Origin of the sequence: Nonomuraea sp. B5E05 (assembly GCF_039880665.1) — a bacterium.
In the GTDB taxonomy this organism is placed as follows: Bacteria; Actinomycetota; Actinomycetes; order Streptosporangiales; family Streptosporangiaceae; genus Nonomuraea.
The window spans coordinates 696,580-712,941 of sequence record NZ_JBDPMJ010000001.1 but is presented as its reverse complement, the minus strand read 5'-3'; the positions used below and the strand labels follow the sequence as shown (position 1 = coordinate 712,941).

Sequence of the window (16,362 nt, the reverse complement as noted above, 5' to 3'; positions counted from 1 at the left end):
TGCGTGGCGGTCAGGACTTTTTCCCACCGGCGCCGGGTGATCGTGAACACCGATGCCAAAAATGAGGCGGACGACCAATTCGCGATCGTGCACGCCCTGCTCTCCCCGAGCCTCGACATTCGAGGTCTGGTGCCCGCGCATTTCGGCAACAGACGCACCCGGTCGAGCCTTGAGGAAAGCCGGGAGGAGATCGAGCTGCTGCTGCGGCTGATGAAGCTCGACGGCCAGGTGCCGGTGGCCGACGGCGTGCCGTACGCGCTGCCGGACGTCGGCACCCCGGTCATGACGCCGGGCGTCGAGCTGATCATCTCCGAGGCCATGCGCGACGTGGCCGAGCCGCTCTTCGTGGCGTTCCTCGGCCCGCTCACCGACATGGCCTCGGCCCTGCTCCTGGAGCCGCGCATCGCCGAGCGGGACGTGACCGTGATCTGGATCGGCGGCGGCGGTTACGACGGCACAGGGGGCGACCCGGGACGCCCCGAGTTCAACCTGTCCAACGACATCGTGGCGGCCAACATCGTGTTCTCGTCGGCGCTGCGGGTCTGGCAGATCCCCGCGCCGACGTACCGGATGATGGCGGTCGGCTACGCCGAGCTGGACGAGAAGGTAGCGCCGTACGGCGAGATCGGCGACTACCTCGTGCGCCAGCTCGTCGAGTGGAACGAGAGCCAGCACGGCGGGTCGATCGAGTTCCGCGTGCTGGGCGACTCCCCCGCGATCGGGCTGATGTTGCACCCGGCCTGCGGGACCTGGGTGGAGCGGCCCGCGCCGAACTTCCGCCACGACGGCTCGTACGACTTCTCCGTCGCGAACCGGCCGATCCGCACCTACGACTCGATCGACGCACGGTTCATCCACGAGGACTTCTTCGCCAAACTGCGGGCCTTCGCGCAGAGGAGGGTGTGACATGAGCGCGCTGACGTTCGGCGCCGGGATATGGGCGTTCGGGCAGATCGTCGACCGGTACGCGACCGACGGCTACGGGCCGTCGAGGAGTATGACCGAGATGCTCGACCTGGCGGCGTCCGTGGACGGGCTGGAGTGCCTCGACATCAACGTGCCGTTCGCCGAGGGCGTCTCCAAGACGTCCGAGCTGGCGGCGGCGCTGGCCGAGCGCGGCCTGCGGGCCAGGGCGATCACGCCGCACCTGTACACGCGGGAGTTCGTCAAGGGGGCGTTCACCAACCCCGATCCCGCCGTGCGGGAGCGCGCCGTGGAGCGCGTGCACGAGGCGGTCGCCGTCGCGCGGGAGCTCGGCGCCGGCTACGTGAAGTTCTGGCCCGGCCAGGACGGCTTCGACATGCCGGGACAGGCCGACTACGCGCGGTTGTGGGACCTGACCGTCTCCGCGATCCGGGAGCTGGCCTCGGCGCACCCGGACGTGCAGTTCGCGATCGAGTACAAGGCCAAGGAGCCGCGGGTGCGCATCACGCTCTCCGACGCGGCCCGCACCCTGCTGGCCATCGAGGAGGCCGGCCAGCCGAACGTCGGCATCGTCATGGACTTCGGCCACTCCCTGCTGGCCGGCGAGACGCCCGCCGAGGCGGTGCAGCTCGTGCACCGGCGCGGGCGGCTCGTGTCGGTGGAGCTGAACGACAACTGGCGCGGCTGGGACGACGACCTGCCGGTGGCCTCGGTGCACCTGTTCGAGACCATCGAATGCCTGCTGGCGGTGCGGCGCATCGGCTGGAGCGCGCCGGTCCTGCTCGACCAGTTCCCCTTCAGGGAGGACCCGGTGCGCGCGCTGTCGCAGAGCATCGCCACCATCCGCATGCTGGAGCAGGTGTGCGACCGCGTCGACCTCGACGAGCTGCGTGACGCGCAGGAGCGGCAGGACGCGCTCAGGGCCCAGGCGCTGCTCTGGGCGGCGCTCGGAACCGCACGCGAGACGCCGTGACCCTCACGCGGACCGCCGGCGGCCTCCTGCTGCCCGACCACGACGCCATCGGTGAATGGCGCCGGCTGCGCGACCGGCTGGCGCACGCCGACCGGGCCACCTCCGCCGCCGCGCTGGCCGCGCTGGCGGGCGGGATCCGGCGCACGGTGATCAGCACGATCCACGCGGCGGGCCTCGGGCACACCGGAGGCGACCTGTCCGTGACCGACATTCTCACCACGCTGTACGGCGCCGTGCTGCGCATCGACCCGGCCAGGCCGGACTGGCCCGAGCGCGACCGCCTCATCCTGAGCAAGGGACACTGCTCGGTCGCCCTCTACACCACGCTCACGACCTGCGGCTTCTTCTCCGCGGACCGGCTGGCCACGTTCGCGGCCCCGATGTCTCCGCTCAACGGCCATCCCAGCCGCAAGGCGGTGCCGGGCGTCGAGACCAGCTCCGGCCCGCTCGGGCACGGGCTGCCCGTCGGCGTGGGCGTGGCGGTCGGACTGCGCCTGCGCGGGTCACCGGCCAGGACCGTGGTCGTGCTCGGCGACGGCGAGCTGCAGGAGGGCAGCAACTGGGAGGCCGCCATGACGGCGGCGCACCGGGGGTTGTCGTCGCTGACGGCCGTCATCGACCGCAACGGGCTGCAGCAGGGCGCGCCCACCGGCGACACCAACGACCTGGAGCCGCTGGCGGACAAGTGGCGGGCGTTCGGGTGGGAGGTCGCCGAGGTCGACGGGCACGACCATCTGGCGCTGCTGGACGCCGTGACCGCGCCGCGCACCGGACGAAGGCCGCGCTGCGTGATCGCGAGGACCGTGAAAGGGCGAGGGGTGTCGTTCATGGAGGACCGGGTGGAGTGGCATCACAAGGTGCCGGACGCCGAGCAGACCCGCATGGCTCTCGAGGAACTGCGTTGATCGTCGAAGAGACACACGACTGCAGGGACGCCTTCGCCGCCGAGCTGGTGCGGCTGGCCCGCGACGACAGCCGGATCGTGGCCGTGTGCAACGACTCGGTGGGGTCGAGCAAGCTGGGTGCCTTCGCTCAGGAGTTCCCCGACCGGCTGATCAACGTCGGCATCGCCGAACAGGACATGGTGGGCATCGGCGCGGGGCTGGCCAACGCGGGGCTGGTGCCGTTCGTGTGCGGGGCGGCCACGTTCCTGACCGCGCGGGCGCTGGAGCAGATCAAGGCCGACATCGCCTACAGCCTGGCCAACGTCAAACTGTGCGGGATGAGCCCCGGGCTCGCCTACGGCGCGCTCGGGCCCACCCACCACTCGACGGAGGACCTGTCGTGGTTGCGGGCCATCGCCGACCTGCCCGTCGTCGTGCCCGCCGATCCCGCGCAGACCAGCGCGGCCATCCGGTGGGCGGCGGAGACGACGGGGCCGGTGTTCCTGCGGATCGGCCGCTTCCCCGTGCCGGACGTCTCGCCGCCCGGCGGCCCGGCCTTCGCCTACGGGCGGGCGGCGCGGCTGCGGGATGGCCGGGACGCGACGCTCGTGGCGACCGGCACGATGGTCAGCCGCGCGCTCCAGGCCGCCGAGCTGCTCGCCGAGCGCGGGGTGGACGCCCGGGTGGTGAACGTGTCGACGATCTCCCCGCTCGACCGCGAGGAGATCATCGCCGCCGCCCGGCAGACCAGGGCTGTCGTCACGGCCGAGGAGGCGGTGCCCACCGGCGGGCTCGGGGCGGCGGTGGCGGAGGTCGTGCTGGAGACCAGGCCGGTGCCGATGCGGCTGCTCGGCCCCCGTACGTTCGCGCCGACCGGGGAGACGGCGTTCCTGCTGGAACACTTCGGGCTCACCGCCGAGGGCATCGCCCGCTCGGCGCTGGAGGTGCTGGGCCTTGACGACGGCTGACCCGCTGGTCCTGGGCGTCGACCAGGGAACCAGCGCCACCAAGGCGATCCTCGTGGACGCCGCGGGCGAGACGGTGGCGCGGGCCTCCGCGTCGCTCGCGCAGCGGCATCCGGCGCCGGGCATGGTCGAGCAGGACGGCGAGGAGCTGTGGCGCAGCGTCCGCGACGCGGTGTCGGCCTGCCTGGCCGGCGCGCCGCCAGGACGGGTGGTCGCCGTGGGGCTGAGCGTGCAGCGCGAGTCGCTGATCCTCTGGGACCGCGCGTCGGGCGCGCCGCTGAGCCCGCTGGTGAGCTGGCAGGACCGCCGGGGCACCGACCTGTGCGCCCGGCTGGCCGCCTCCGGCGCCGCGCCCGTGGTCCGCAGGATCAGCGGCCTGCCCCTGGACCCGATGTTCTCGGCGGCCAAGGCGGCCTGGCTGCTCGACCACCACGGCCGGGAGAACAGCCGGACAAGCGTCCGGACGAACGACCGGCTCGGCGGGCGGCTCGGCGGGCAGCTCGGTGGGCGGCTCGGCGGGCTCTGTCTGGGCACGGTCGACTCGTGGTTGTTGTACCGGCTGGGCGCCGGGCACGTGATCGAGGTAGGCAGCGCCTCCCGTACCCAGCTCATGGACGTCCGGGAACGCCGGTGGAGCCCGGACCTGCTGGAGTTGTTCGGGATCCCCGAGGAGACGCTGCCCGCGATCGTGCCGTCCGCAGCGCCCTCCGCAGCGCCCTCCGCAGCGCCCTCCGCAGCGCCCTCCGCAGCGCCCTCCGCAGCGCCGTCCGCAGGGCCGCACGCCGACGCTGCCGCGCTGCACCCGTCCCTGGCCGGCGTGCCGGTCAGCGCGGTGCTCGGCGACTCGCACGCCGCCCTGTTCGCGCACGCGGCGGGCCGTCCTGGACGGGTCAAGGTCACGTACGGCACGGGCTCCTCGGTGATGGGCCTGGCCGACCAGGGGACCGATGGGGACGAGGGGTTGTGCCTGACCATCGGCTGGCAGGACGAGGCGCCCGCGTACGCGCTGGAGGGCAACATCCTGGCCGCGGGGGCGACGATCACCTGGCTGGCCGAGGTGCTCGGTACGGAGCCGGAGGAGCTGGCGCGGCTGGCGACCAGGGGGCGCAGGGGCGCGGTGCACCTCGTGCCGGCGTTCGGCGGCCTCGGCGCGCCGTGGTGGGACGACCAGGCGGTGGCGGTCATGACGGGGTTCGGCCTCGGCACCGGCAGGGAAGACCTCGCCAGGGCGGCGGTCGACTCGGTCGCGCTGCAGGTCGGCGATGTCGTGGCGGCCCTGGAACGGGCGGCGGGCCCGGTCGACGAGCTGCTGGCCGACGGGGGCCCCACCGCCAACGCCGACCTCATGCAGTGGCAGGCCGACGTCACCGGGCGCGCGGTGCGGGTGGCGCGACGGCCTGAGCTGTCCGCGCTGGGGGCCGCTCACCTGGCCGGGGTGTCATCCGGTGTATGGTCCCGCCGGGAGCTGTCCGGGCTGCCCCGCCACGGCCGGTGCTACACGCCCGGCCTTCCGGTGTGCGAGCGCCGCCGCGCCCTAGCAGAATGGCACTCAGCAGTGGCCCGGGCTCGCCACCGGACCAGCAGGAGCGGCGGAGCCGAAGCGGAGGCCAGCGATCGTGGGAGCTGACAGTCAGTTCGAGAAGAGCCGTGCCGGCGGCGAGCCCGTGAGATACACCGGGCGCCGGCTCAGCCAGGAGTCCGAGCGCATGCGGCTGCTGGTGCGGGTCGCGCGCCTCTACCACGAGCACGGCGTACGCCAGCCGCAGATCGCCGCCCAGCTGCGCATCTCGCAGCCGAGGGTGTCCCGGCTGCTCAAGGAGGCCGCGGAGATCGGCATCGTGCGCACGGTCGTCGTGGTGCCGAGCGGCGTGCACGCGCTGCTGGAGGAGGACCTCGAGCGCAAATACGGCGTGGAGCAGATCATCGTCGTGGACGCCGCGGGCGACAACCACGACGTGGTGGCCGCGCTGGGCTCGGCCGGGGCGACCCACCTCGACGCCACCCTCATCGGCGGCGAGCACCTCGGCATCTCGTCGTGGAGCGCCAGCCTGCTGGCCACGGTCGAGGCGATGCAGCGCCGTCCGGTGCGGGTGGCCGAGGAGGTCGTGCAGCTCATCGGCGGCGTGGGGAAGGGGTCGGCGCAGGTGCAGGCCACCCGGCTGGCCGCCCACCTGGCCGATCTGACGGGCGCCGAGCCGGTGTTCCTGCCCGCTCCTGGCCTGGTCGGCACGCCGGAGGCCCGCCAGGCGCTGTCGGAGGACCACGTGGTGCGGCAGGTCGTCGACGCGTGGTCGCGGCTGACGACCGTGCTGGTCGGCATCGGCAGCCTCGACCCGTCGCCGTTGCTGCGTGACAGCGGCAACGCCATCGACGAGGAGGAGCTGGAGACGCTGCGCGGCCTGGGCGCGGTGGGCGACGTGTGCCTGAGATTCTTCGACGCCGATGGCCACCTGATCGACTCGCCGCTGGAGCGGCGCATCCTGGGCATTCCGGCCGCTGACCTGCTGCGGGTGCCCCGGCGCATCGCGATCGCCGGGGGCCGCCGCAAGGCGGCCGCCATCCGCGCGGCGCTCAAGGGCGGCTGGGTGAACACCCTGATCACGGACGTGGGCGTGGCCGAGCAGCTGCTCAAGGACTGACTCCCGCTCCCCCGGGCGGCGATCCCGCCCTGGGGCTCTCTCTCGTGCGCGAAGGCCGCCGGGCATCTGGCCCGGCGGCCTTCGCCGTCTCGCTCCCAGGATGTCGTGACGGGTCTGTTAACTGACTGTTTCATCCGCGTACGTAACGACTCTTGACAGCCACAACCGTGTCGTTCACGATGTGATGAATCCACTCCATTCATGCCTGAATAAAAATTCTCAGCAAGCACCAGCGTGGTTCCGGAGTCGTGCCGAAAGACGGCACAGCCCTGTCTATTCGGGGCGGAAAGAGAGCGTTCCGCATGACCGAGGCCCTTGGCTTCGATCGCCATCATTCATCATTCAGCCGCCGGAATTTCGTGCGATCCGCGGCGTTGGCCCCGCCCGCTGTGGCGTGGGCGAGCACACCGAGCGTGGCGGTGAAGCCGAGCCCGAGCCCGAGCCCGACCCCCACGGTCGAGGCGAAGGTGCGGGCCAAGGGCGTGCCCGCCTTCCCCGGCGCCGAAGGGGCCGGATTGTACACCACGGGCGGCCGGGGCGGCGCCGTGTACGAGGTGACCACCCTTGACGAGGACGGCCCCGGCTCGTTACGCGAGGCGGTGGCGAAGTCCGACGGGACGATCGTCTTCCGGGTCGCCGGCAACATCCGGATCAAGGGCGGCCTCGACATCACCGGCTCCAACCTCACCATCGCCGGCCAGACCGCCCCCGGCCACGGCGTCACCGTCATCGGCAACGAGACGCAGATCAAGGGTGACAACATCATCCTGCGCCACCTGCGCTTCCGCGGCGGCGACGAGCTCGGCACCCCCATCGACACCTTCGGCGCCCGCGGCGTGCGGGACCTCATCATCGACCACTGCTCGTTCAGCTGGGGCGTGGACGAGTGCTTCTCCGTCTACGGCAACACCAACGTGACCGTCCAGTGGTGCATCATCTCCGAGGGCCTGGTGAACTCGGTGCATCCCAAGGGCCGCCACGGCATGGGCGGCCTGTGGGGCGGCGACACCATCACCTACCACCACAACCTGCTCGTCCACGAGAACGGCCGCAACCCGCGCTTCAGTTTCACCGAAGGCATGAGCCTGGTCGTGGACCACCGCAACAACGTGATCTACAACCCCGGCATCACGTCCTGCTACGGCGGCGAGTGGTCCAACGGCATCAACATCGTCGGCAACTACTACAAGCCAGGACCGAACACGCGGCCCCCGATCGCCAGGACGATCGTGGCGCCGGGACGCTTCGGCGAGTGGCACGTCAGCGGCAACACGGTCGAGGGCCACGACGACATCACGGCCGACAACAGCCTCGGCATCACCTACCCGATCGGCGGCATCACGCTGCTGCCCAGGCCGGTGGAGTTCGAGCACGGCATCACGGAGCAGACCTCGGCGCAGGCGTACGCCACGGTCCTGGAGCAGGCCGGAGCGACCCTGCCGCGGCGGGACGCCATCGACGCCCGGTTGGTCAACGAGGCGCGCACAGGCACGGGGCGGCACATCAACTCGCAGAAGGACGTGGGCGGCCCGCTGCCGCTGCCGTCCGAGGTGCCCGCCCCCGCCGACAGCGACCACGACGGCATGCCGGACGACTGGGAGACCGCGCAGGGGCTGGACCCGGAGAACGCCGACGACGCCAAGACGGTGGACGGCAACGGCTACACGAACCTGGAGCGCTACCTGAACTCCATCCAGCGGGCCGGGGCCCGCAACCCCGAGGTGGCGATCCTGTCCCCCACGGCCGACCAGCTGTTCGCGGCCGACCAGGACAAGCAGTCCATCGTGGTCAAGGCCGACGCCAAGGCCCTCGACGGCGCGTCCGTCGCCACGGTCGAGTTCTTCCACGGCGACAAGAAGATCGGCGAGGCCACCGCGGCGCCGTACCAGGTGACCTGGGCGGACGCGACCGACGGCAGCTACTGCCTGACGGCCCGCGCGACCGACAGCACGGGATCGGCGACCACCTCGTCGCTGGTTCCGATCCACGTCACCCGCACCAGGACCCACAAGCCGTGGAAGGCGCAGGACATCGGCGAGGTGCCCATCCCCGGGAGCACGGCGCTGAAGGACGGCGTGCTGACGCTGAAGGGATCGGGGAAGATCGCCGGCTGGAAGGACTCCTTCCACTTCGCCCACCAGGCGGTCGGGTTCACCAAGCAGGGCGAGGTCATCGAGATCACCGCGCGGCTGGACAGCATGAGCACGGGCCACATCGACGCCGTGGCGGGCGTCATGGTGCGCCAGGACCTCGCTCCGAACTCGCCGTTCATGATGGCCGGCATCGGTTACTCCGCGAGCGGCGACGACGGCGCCGGCCTGCGCGCCAAGGCCATCAGGGTCGCCCAGAACGGCAAGGAGCCCAGCGTCGGCCTCTGGCCGTACGACGAAGATCCGCTGAGCGTGAAGCCGTACTGGCTGCGCCTGGTCTGCCGGAGCCTGCCGACCGGCGACCACGAGTTCGAGGCCTTCCTCTCGGACAACTCGCTGAACTGGGACCGCATCGGCTACGAGCGCATCGCGATGCGCAGCGCCCGGTTCTACATCGGCCTCGCGGTCGACGGGAACCAGGAGGCGATCGCCGTCCGCAACTACACCACGGCGCAGTTCAGCCTCGTGAAGATCAATGGCTGACCAGACAGGAGCATGCTCATGACACCACAACCGTTGACGAGGAGGGGTCTGCTCGCCGGCGGCGGCTTCCTGCTGCTGGCCTCCGCCAGTGGGTGCGGCTTCTTCGACACCAGCCCCGACACGGGTGGCAAGGTCGCGAAGGCGGCCGACCTGTCGGCCAAGGAGGCTCCCGCGCTGGCCGAACTGGTCAGGAACGGCAAGCTGCCGCCGCTCGCCGAGCGCCTGCCGAAGAACCCCCTGGTGGTCAAGCCGCTGAAGGAGCCCGGCGCGTACGGCGGCACATGGAACTCGGCCATGGTGGGCGAGGACGACTGGGACTGGCTGATCTACACCCTCGCCTACGAGCCCGCCGTCCGGCTCAAGCCCGGCACCAACGGCCAGAAGGGCCCGGACGACATCATCCCCAACGTGGCCGAGTTCGAGGTCAAGAACGACGGCCGGGAATACGTCTTCCGGCTGCGTGACGGCCTGAAGTGGTCGGACGGGCAGCCCTGCACGGCCGACGACCTGCTGTTCGCCTTCGAGGACGTGGCCGTCTACAAGGACCTGCACACGACCGGCGTCTACGACCTCTACCTGGAGAACGGCACCACGGACGAGCTGGTCAAGGTGGAGAAGGTGGACGAGCGGACGGTCCGCTACGTCTACAAGGAGCCGAAGGCGGGCCTGCTCTTCCAGATCGCGGTCTCCACGTTCGAGCGTGGCGGGGCGGCCGGGTTCCTGCTGCCCAAGCACTACCTCAAGCAGTTCCACAAGAAGTACAACCCGGACGCCGACAAGCTCGCCAAGGAACAGCAGTTCGAGGACTGGACGCAGCTGTTCATGCAGAAGAACGACTGGGCGCACAACGCCGACATCCCGACGCTGCACCCGTGGAAGATCACCGCCGCGATCGGCGACGGCACGGCGGTGGTGGCCGAGCGGAACCCGTACTACTGGAAGGTCGACGACCAGGGGCGCCAGCTTCCCTACATCGACCGGTTCAGGTCGGACCTCCTCGGCGACGTCGAGGTGGAGCTGCTGAAGATCATGAACGGCGAGATCCACATGCAGCTTCGCAACTTCAACACGCCGGAGAACAAGCCGGTGGTCGCGCAGAACGCCGGGAAGGGCGAGTACCGGCTGTTCAATGTGCCGAGCCGGCTGAGCAACACGATGATCATCCAGTTCAACCAGACGATCGGGGACGACGACCTGCGCGAGCTGTTCCAGAAGAAGGACTTCCGGATCGGGCTGTCGTACGCGATCAACCGCAAGGAGATCATCGACGGGGTGTACGCGGGCCAGGGCGAGCCGTGGCAGGCCGCTCCGTCCAAGAACAACGCCCTCTACGACGCGGAGTTCGCCAAGCAGTACACCGAGTACGACGTCGCCAAGGCGGGCGAGTACCTCGACAAGGCCGGGCTGACCGAGAAGGACTCCGCCGGCAGGCGGCTGGGCCCCGACGGCAAGCCGCTGATCGTCACCGTCATGACCAGCGCGGAGTTCCCGCACCACGTCCAGGCGCTGGAGTTCGTCAAGAAGCACTGGGAGGCGGTCGGGGTCAGCCTGCGCGTCGATCCGGTCTCGGACACGCTGTTCACCGAGCGCACGATGGGCAACAACCCGCAGGCGTCCACGTTCACGTGCAGCGACTTCGACGTGATCACCGGCACCGGCGGCGACCATTACTACGTGCCGAGCAACTCCGGCAGCGCCCGCTACGCCATCCGCTGGGCCCTGTGGTACGGCAGCAAGGGCAAGAACGGCGACGAGCCGCCGGCAGTGGTGCGCCAGCAGCTCGACGCGTTCACCGCGATGCGCACGGAGCCGGACTTCATGAAGGCGCTGGAGCACGCCAAGGAGGTCGTGCGGATCGCCAAGGAGCAGTTCTACGCGATCGGCGTCAGCTCGCACCCCGACGAGTACGGCATCGTCTCCAACGAGGTCAAGAACGTGCCCGACTCCATGTCCGTCTGTCCCGTGAACCCCGGGCCGACCCAGCCCGAGCAGTACTCCTTCTGAGGCGCCGGAATGCTGGGTTATTTCGGCCGCCGCCTGCTGTACGTGGTGGTGACGATGTGGGCGATCTCGATCGCCACCTTCGTCATCATCAACCTGCCGCCGGGCGACTATGTCTCGACGCTGATCGCGAACGCGCAGGCGGGCGGCGAGGGCCTCACTCCGGCGGAGATCGAGAACCTCAGGCTGCGCTACGGCCTGGACGATCCGATCTTCTTACAGTACTGGCGCTGGATCACCGCGATCGTGCTGCACGGCGACTTCGGTCAATCGTTTGCCTGGAACCAGCCGGTCGCCACGCTCATCGGCGAGCGGGTCGCGCTCTCGGCGATCCTGTCGATCAGCTCGCTGCTCATGGTCTGGGCGATCGCGTTCCCCATCGGGATCTACAGCGCGGTCAAGCAGTACTCCTGGGGTGACTACGGGTTCTCCTTCCTCGGCTTCATCGGGATGGCGGTCCCCGAGTTCATGCTGGCGCTGGTCCTCATGTACATCGGGTTCCGCTACTTCGGGGCGAGTGTGGGTGGCCTGTTCTCGCCGGAGTTCCAGGACGCGGCCTGGAACCTGGGCAAGGTCCTGGACCTGATGGGACACCTGTGGGTGCCGATCCTGGTCATCGGGGTGTCCGGCACGGCCGGCATGATCCGGGTGACCAGGGCGAACCTGCTCGACGAGCTCTACCGGCCCTACGTGCACACGGCCAGGGCCAAGGGGCTACCGGAGTGGAAGCTGCTGCTGAAATACCCGGTGCGGATGTCGCTCAGCCCGTTCTTCAGCACGGTGGGCTGGCTGCTCCCGGGGCTCATCGGCGGGGAGACCATCGTGTCGGTCGTCATGAGCCTGCCGACAGGGGGCCCGCTGCTGCTCAGCGGGGTCATGAGCCAGGACATGTACCTGGTCGGCAGCTTCATCATGATCCTCAGCACGCTGACCGTGGTCGGCACCGTGGTGAGCGACCTGGCGCTGGCCTGGTGGGACCCGCGAATCCGCAAACGGTACAAGAGAGAGTAGCGCCACATGTTCCTCAGGCGACCGACGAAGGAAGTAGGGACGCTGCCGCAGTGGCGGCTGATGTGGCGGCAGTTCCGCCGGCACCGGCTCGCGATGGCCGGCGCGGCGATCCTGATCCCGGTGTACTTCGTGGCGATCTTCGCGGAGTTCTTCGCGCCGATGTCCAGCTCGACGGCGAACACGTCGATGACGTACGCGCCGCCGCAGATGGTGCGGTACTCGGGTGAGCACGGCCTGCATGTCTACGGGTACACGACCGAACGCGACGCGACGACGTACGCGCAGACCTACACCGAGGACCCCGCCAAGGTGGTCAGGGTGGGGCTGTTCGTGCACGGCGACGAGTACAGGCTGCTCGGACTGATCCCGTCCGACATCCACCTGATCGGCCCGGTCAATAAGGGCGAGCCGGTCTTCCTGCTGGGCTCCGACGGGAACGGCAGGGACCTGCTGTCGAGGCTCATCCACGGCGCCCGGGTGTCGTTGTCGATCGGGCTGGTCGGGGTCGCCGCCAGCTTCTTACTCGGCATGCTCATAGGCGGCATTTCAGGATATTTCGGGGGCGGCGTCGACAACGTCGTGCAGCGGGTCATCGAGTTCCTCATGGCGATCCCGACGTTGCCCCTGTGGATGGCGCTGTCGGCCGCGCTCCCCACGGACTGGGGGCCGCTGACCCGATATTTCGCCATCACGGTGCTGCTGTCGCTGATCGGGTGGACCGGGCTGGCCAGGGACGTGCGCGGGCGGTTCCTGTCGCTGCGCGAGGAGGACTTCGTCACCGCCGCCCGGCTGGACGGCGTCGGCCGGCTGTCGATCATCTTCCGGCACATGATCCCGTCGTTCGCCAGCCACATCATCGCCTCGCTGTCGCTGGCCATCCCGGCCATGATCCTCGGCGAGACCAGCCTGAGCTTCCTCGGCCTGGGGCTGCAGGCGCCGGCGGTGAGCTGGGGCGTGCTGCTGGAGGGCGCGCAGAACGTGCGCGTCGTCGCGAACGCGCCGTGGCTGCTGGCGCCGGGCGTCGCGGTGGTGATCGTCGTGGTCGCCATGAACTTCTTCGGAGACGGATTGAGAGACGCGGCCGACCCGTACGGATCGGCGAGCGGAGCCCGGAGAAGGAAGCCCTTCTGGCGCCGCGCGGGGCGACGTGCGAGCGCGACCATCAACACGGCGACGGGGAGGTGAGCAGGCGTGCCCGCGGACGACGTGCTGCTTGAGATCGAGGACCTGCGCACCCACTTCCTGCTCGACGACGGCGTGGTGTGCGCGGTCGACGGCGTGGACCTGCGCGTTCACAAGGGCGAGACGCTGGCCATCGTCGGCGAGTCCGGCTGCGGGAAGAGCGTCATGGCCCGCTCGATCCTGCGCCTGGTGGACCCGCCGGGACAGATCGAGGGCGGGCGGATCACGCTGCACCGCGACGACGGACCCGTCGAGCTGGTCGGGGCGGACAAGCGGCTGCTGCGGCAGGTCCGCTGGCAGGACATCGCGATGGTGTTCCAGGAGCCGATGGCCTCGCTGAGCCTGGTGCACACCATCGGCAGCCAGATCGTCGAGGCGGTCCGGCTGCACGACAACGTCGGCAAGGCCGAGGCGCGCGAGCGGGCCATCGACATGCTCGACCGTGTCGGCATTCCCAAGCCGCGGCGCCGGGTCGACGCCTACCCGTTCGAGCTGAGCGGCGGCATGCGGCAGCGGGCGATGATCGCGATGGCGCTGTCGTGCCGCCCGAGCCTGCTCATCGCCGACGAGCCGACGACCGCGCTGGACGTGACCACCCAGGCGCAGATCCTGGAACTGCTCAGGGACCTGCAGGCGGAGTTCGGCATGGCGATCATGCTGATCACGCACGACCTCGGCGTGGCCGCGCAGGTGGCCGACCGGATGGCGGTCATGTACCTGGGCCGGGTCGTCGAGTACGGCGCCGCCGAGCAGGTGCTCTCCGCGCCCAGACATCCGTACGCGCAGGCGCTGCTGCGCTCGATGCCCCGGCTCGGGCGCGCCTCGCGGACCCGGCTGGCGGCGATCAAGGGCATGGTGCCGCCGCCGTTCGCGCGGCCGGGCGGCTGCACGTTCCACCCGCGCTGCGACAGCGCCATGGCCGGCCGGTGCGACACCGTGACCCCGAGCCGCATCCCGGTGGGCGACCGCGAGGTCTCCTGCCTCCTCTACGACGACGAGCAGGAGGCGCGTCCATGAGCACGGAACCCCTGCTCAAGATCGAAGGGCTGACCAAGCACTTCCCCATCCGCAGCGGCCTGCTCGGGCGGCAGGTCGGCGCGGTCAAGGCCGTGGACGCGGTGGACCTGACCATCGAGGAGGGCACCACGATCGGGCTGGTCGGGGAGTCCGGCTGCGGCAAGACCACGCTGGGCCGGTGCATCGTGCGGGCGCACGACCCCACCGGCGGGCGCATGCTCTACCGGCGGCCGGACGGCTCGGTGGTCGACGTGGCGGGGCTGAAGGAGAAGGAGCTCAAGCCGTACAGGGGGCAGGTGCGGATGATCTTCCAGGATCCGCACTCGTCGCTCAACCCCCGCAAGACGCTGCGCGAGATCATCGGCGAGCCGATGCGGGCGCACCGGTACGGCACCAAGGAGGAGATCCACGCCCGCGTCGGCGAGCTTCTCGACCGCGTCGGCCTGCGCCCCGAGTACGCCAACCGTTACCCGCACGCCTTCAGCGGCGGCGAGCGCCAGCGGGTCGGGATCGCGCGGGCGCTGGCCCTGTCGCCCCGGCTGGTCGTCGCCGACGAGGCGGTGAGCGCGCTCGACGTGTCGGTCCGCGCGCAGATCCTCAACCTGCTGACCGACCTGCAGGAGGAGTCGGGCATCGGCTTCCTGTTCGTCAGCCACGACCTCGGCATCATCGAGCACGTCGCCGACGTCGTCGCGGTGATGTACCTCGGCAAGGTCGTCGAGCAGGGCCCGACCGGCGAGCTCTACGGGCGCCCCCTGCACCCCTACACCGAGGCGCTGCTGTCGGCGGTGCCCGACCCCGACCCGGCGGCCAGGAAGCGCCGCGAGCGCATCAAGCTGCTCGGCGACATCGCCGACCCGGCGCACGTGCCGCCCGGCTGCCCTTTCCACCCGCGCTGCGTGTACGCCAAGGATGTGTGCCGCACGGACCAGCCGCCGCTGCGCGAGGTCGGAGGGCGCCGCGTCGCCTGCCATTTCGCAGAGGAACTCGAGTTGCGCGGCGTCCCCGACCCGGACGTGCGCGAGGATCCGGTGGTGACCGCATGACCGACCCCCGTTTCGACGGCGTCATCCGCCCGTCCGGCGCGCTGCCGGGCGTTCGGGAGGCGCTGCTGCCCGCGCCGCACGGTCCGGACAACCACGCCGCCAACCTGCTGCGCACCCGGGACGGCGAGCTGCTGTGCACCTGGTTCAGCGGCCCCGAGGAGGGCGCTCCCGGCACCAACGTGGTCGTCTCCCGGCTGGCCGGCGAGCGCTGGGAGACCCCCCGGCTGGTCGCCACGGACCCGCGGCGCAGCGAGCAGAACCCGGTGTTGTTCGACGGCGGCGACGGGCTGATCCGGCTGCTGCACACCTCCAGCGAACCGTACGACCAGACGACGGCGCACGTCGTGGTCAGGACGTCGGCCGACGCGGGCCGCACCTGGAGCGAGCCGGACGTGCTCTTCGCCGAGCCGGGTGTCTTCGTCCGGCACCCGCCGGTCGTCCTGGCCGGCGGGACGTGGCTGCTGCCCGCCTACCACTGCGGCAAGGCCGGCGACCGCAGCGTGGTCCAGGTCAGCGACGACGGCGGGCGCACGTGGGCCGAGCACGGGGTCCCCGACAGCGGCGACCTCGTGCAGATGACCATCGCCGAGCGGCCCGACGGCCGGCTGCTGGCGATGTACCGCGACCGGCGGGCGGGGCGGATCTACGCCTCCACCTCGGCCGACGGCCGGGCATGGTCGGTGCCGGAACGGACCGGCCTGCCGAACAACGACTCCGCCGTCCAGCTCACGAAGCTGGGGAACGGACGGCTGGCGCTCGTCTACAACGACGCGAGCCTGGAGCGCGAGCAGTACAGGTGGGTGGTCAAGAACGGCAAGCAGCGCAAGAAGGCGCTGCGCACCCCCTTGGTGCTCGCGGTGTCGGACGACGGCGGCGAGAGCTGGCCGTACCGGCGGGTCCTGCAGGACTCCGACCGCGAGTACTGGCAGAACGAGCTCGGCTACTCCTATCCGAGCGTCATCGGCGGCGGTGACGGGCGCGTGGACGTCGCCTTCTCCTATCTCCGGAAAACCATCAAACATCTAGAGATTGGCCTGTGATGAAACTTCGGCAGAGCATGTTATACGGGGCTCTGGCGGTGGCAGTG

13 protein-coding genes are annotated in these 16,362 nt (G+C 70.4%); all 13 read left to right on the top strand.

Annotated elements, in window-relative coordinates:
- Positions 1-42: 42 nt before the first annotated feature.
- Positions 43-906 carry a nucleoside hydrolase gene (locus tag ABGB01_RS03255; protein WP_347770074.1) on the top strand — a complete coding sequence of 288 codons (864 nt, stop codon included), beginning with the start codon at positions 43-45 and terminating at the stop codon, positions 904-906.
- Between the two features lies 1 nt (position 907).
- Positions 908-1,897, top strand: a complete 990-nt coding sequence (locus ABGB01_RS03250) for a TIM barrel protein (protein ID WP_347770073.1) — start codon at positions 908-910, stop codon at positions 1,895-1,897.
- Positions 1,894-2,802: a transketolase gene (locus ABGB01_RS03245; protein WP_347770071.1), complete on the top strand. Its 909-nt coding sequence runs from the start codon at positions 1,894-1,896 to the stop codon at positions 2,800-2,802. Before ABGB01_RS03250 ends, ABGB01_RS03245 begins: the two co-directional genes overlap by 4 nt.
- Positions 2,799-3,749 carry a transketolase C-terminal domain-containing protein gene (locus tag ABGB01_RS03240; protein WP_347770069.1) on the top strand — a complete coding sequence of 317 codons (951 nt, stop codon included), beginning with the start codon at positions 2,799-2,801 and terminating at the stop codon, positions 3,747-3,749. Before ABGB01_RS03245 ends, ABGB01_RS03240 begins: the two co-directional genes overlap by 4 nt.
- A complete protein-coding gene (locus tag ABGB01_RS03235) occupies positions 3,736-5,373 on the top strand; it encodes an FGGY family carbohydrate kinase (RefSeq protein ID WP_347770067.1) in 1,638 nt (545 codons plus the stop codon). The genes ABGB01_RS03240 and ABGB01_RS03235 overlap by 14 nt, the downstream gene beginning before the upstream one ends.
- Positions 5,363-6,385: a sugar-binding domain-containing protein gene (locus ABGB01_RS03230; RefSeq protein WP_347770065.1), complete on the top strand. Its 1,023-nt coding sequence runs from the start codon at positions 5,363-5,365 to the stop codon at positions 6,383-6,385. The genes ABGB01_RS03235 and ABGB01_RS03230 overlap by 11 nt, the downstream gene beginning before the upstream one ends.
- A 413-nt stretch (positions 6,386-6,798) precedes the next feature.
- The gene (locus tag ABGB01_RS03225) at positions 6,799-9,018 is read left to right on the top strand and encodes an Ig-like domain-containing protein (protein WP_347770063.1); all 2,220 of its coding nucleotides are present in this window, start codon (positions 6,799-6,801) and stop codon (positions 9,016-9,018) included.
- 18 nt (positions 9,019-9,036) lie between these two features.
- Positions 9,037-11,022 (top strand): ABC transporter substrate-binding protein, encoded by a 1,986-nt coding sequence (locus ABGB01_RS03220; RefSeq protein ID WP_347770061.1) that lies wholly within the window; start codon positions 9,037-9,039, stop codon positions 11,020-11,022.
- Positions 11,023-11,031: 9 nt separating this feature from the next.
- Positions 11,032-12,030, top strand: a complete 999-nt coding sequence (locus ABGB01_RS03215) for an ABC transporter permease (protein WP_347770059.1) — start codon at positions 11,032-11,034, stop codon at positions 12,028-12,030.
- A 6-nt stretch (positions 12,031-12,036) separates the two neighbouring features.
- Positions 12,037-13,215 carry an ABC transporter permease gene (locus ABGB01_RS03210; RefSeq protein WP_347770057.1) on the top strand — a complete coding sequence of 393 codons (1,179 nt, stop codon included), beginning with the start codon at positions 12,037-12,039 and terminating at the stop codon, positions 13,213-13,215.
- A 6-nt stretch (positions 13,216-13,221) separates the two neighbouring features.
- Positions 13,222-14,229, top strand: a complete 1,008-nt coding sequence (locus tag ABGB01_RS03205; protein ID WP_347770055.1) for an ABC transporter ATP-binding protein — start codon at positions 13,222-13,224, stop codon at positions 14,227-14,229.
- Complete coding sequence (locus tag ABGB01_RS03200; protein ID WP_347770053.1) at positions 14,226-15,275, top strand: oligopeptide/dipeptide ABC transporter ATP-binding protein; 1,050 nt, start codon at positions 14,226-14,228, stop codon at positions 15,273-15,275. The genes ABGB01_RS03205 and ABGB01_RS03200 overlap by 4 nt, the downstream gene beginning before the upstream one ends.
- The gene (locus ABGB01_RS03195; RefSeq protein WP_347770051.1) at positions 15,272-16,315 is read left to right on the top strand and encodes a sialidase family protein; all 1,044 of its coding nucleotides are present in this window, start codon (positions 15,272-15,274) and stop codon (positions 16,313-16,315) included. Before ABGB01_RS03200 ends, ABGB01_RS03195 begins: the two co-directional genes overlap by 4 nt.
- The last annotated feature ends 47 nt before the right edge of the window (positions 16,316-16,362 follow it).

Coding starts and splice junctions, on each gene's coding strand:
- ABGB01_RS03195 (WP_347770051.1), top strand. CDS start 15,272: ATGACCGACCCCCGTTTCGACGGCGTCATCCGCCCGTCCGGCGCGCTG.
- ABGB01_RS03215 (WP_347770059.1), top strand. CDS start 11,032: ATGCTGGGTTATTTCGGCCGCCGCCTGCTGTACGTGGTGGTGACGATG.
- ABGB01_RS03250 (WP_347770073.1), top strand. CDS start 908: ATGAGCGCGCTGACGTTCGGCGCCGGGATATGGGCGTTCGGGCAGATC.
- ABGB01_RS03200 (WP_347770053.1), top strand. CDS start 14,226: ATGAGCACGGAACCCCTGCTCAAGATCGAAGGGCTGACCAAGCACTTC.
- ABGB01_RS03220 (WP_347770061.1), top strand. CDS start 9,037: ATGACACCACAACCGTTGACGAGGAGGGGTCTGCTCGCCGGCGGCGGC.
- ABGB01_RS03210 (WP_347770057.1), top strand. CDS start 12,037: ATGTTCCTCAGGCGACCGACGAAGGAAGTAGGGACGCTGCCGCAGTGG.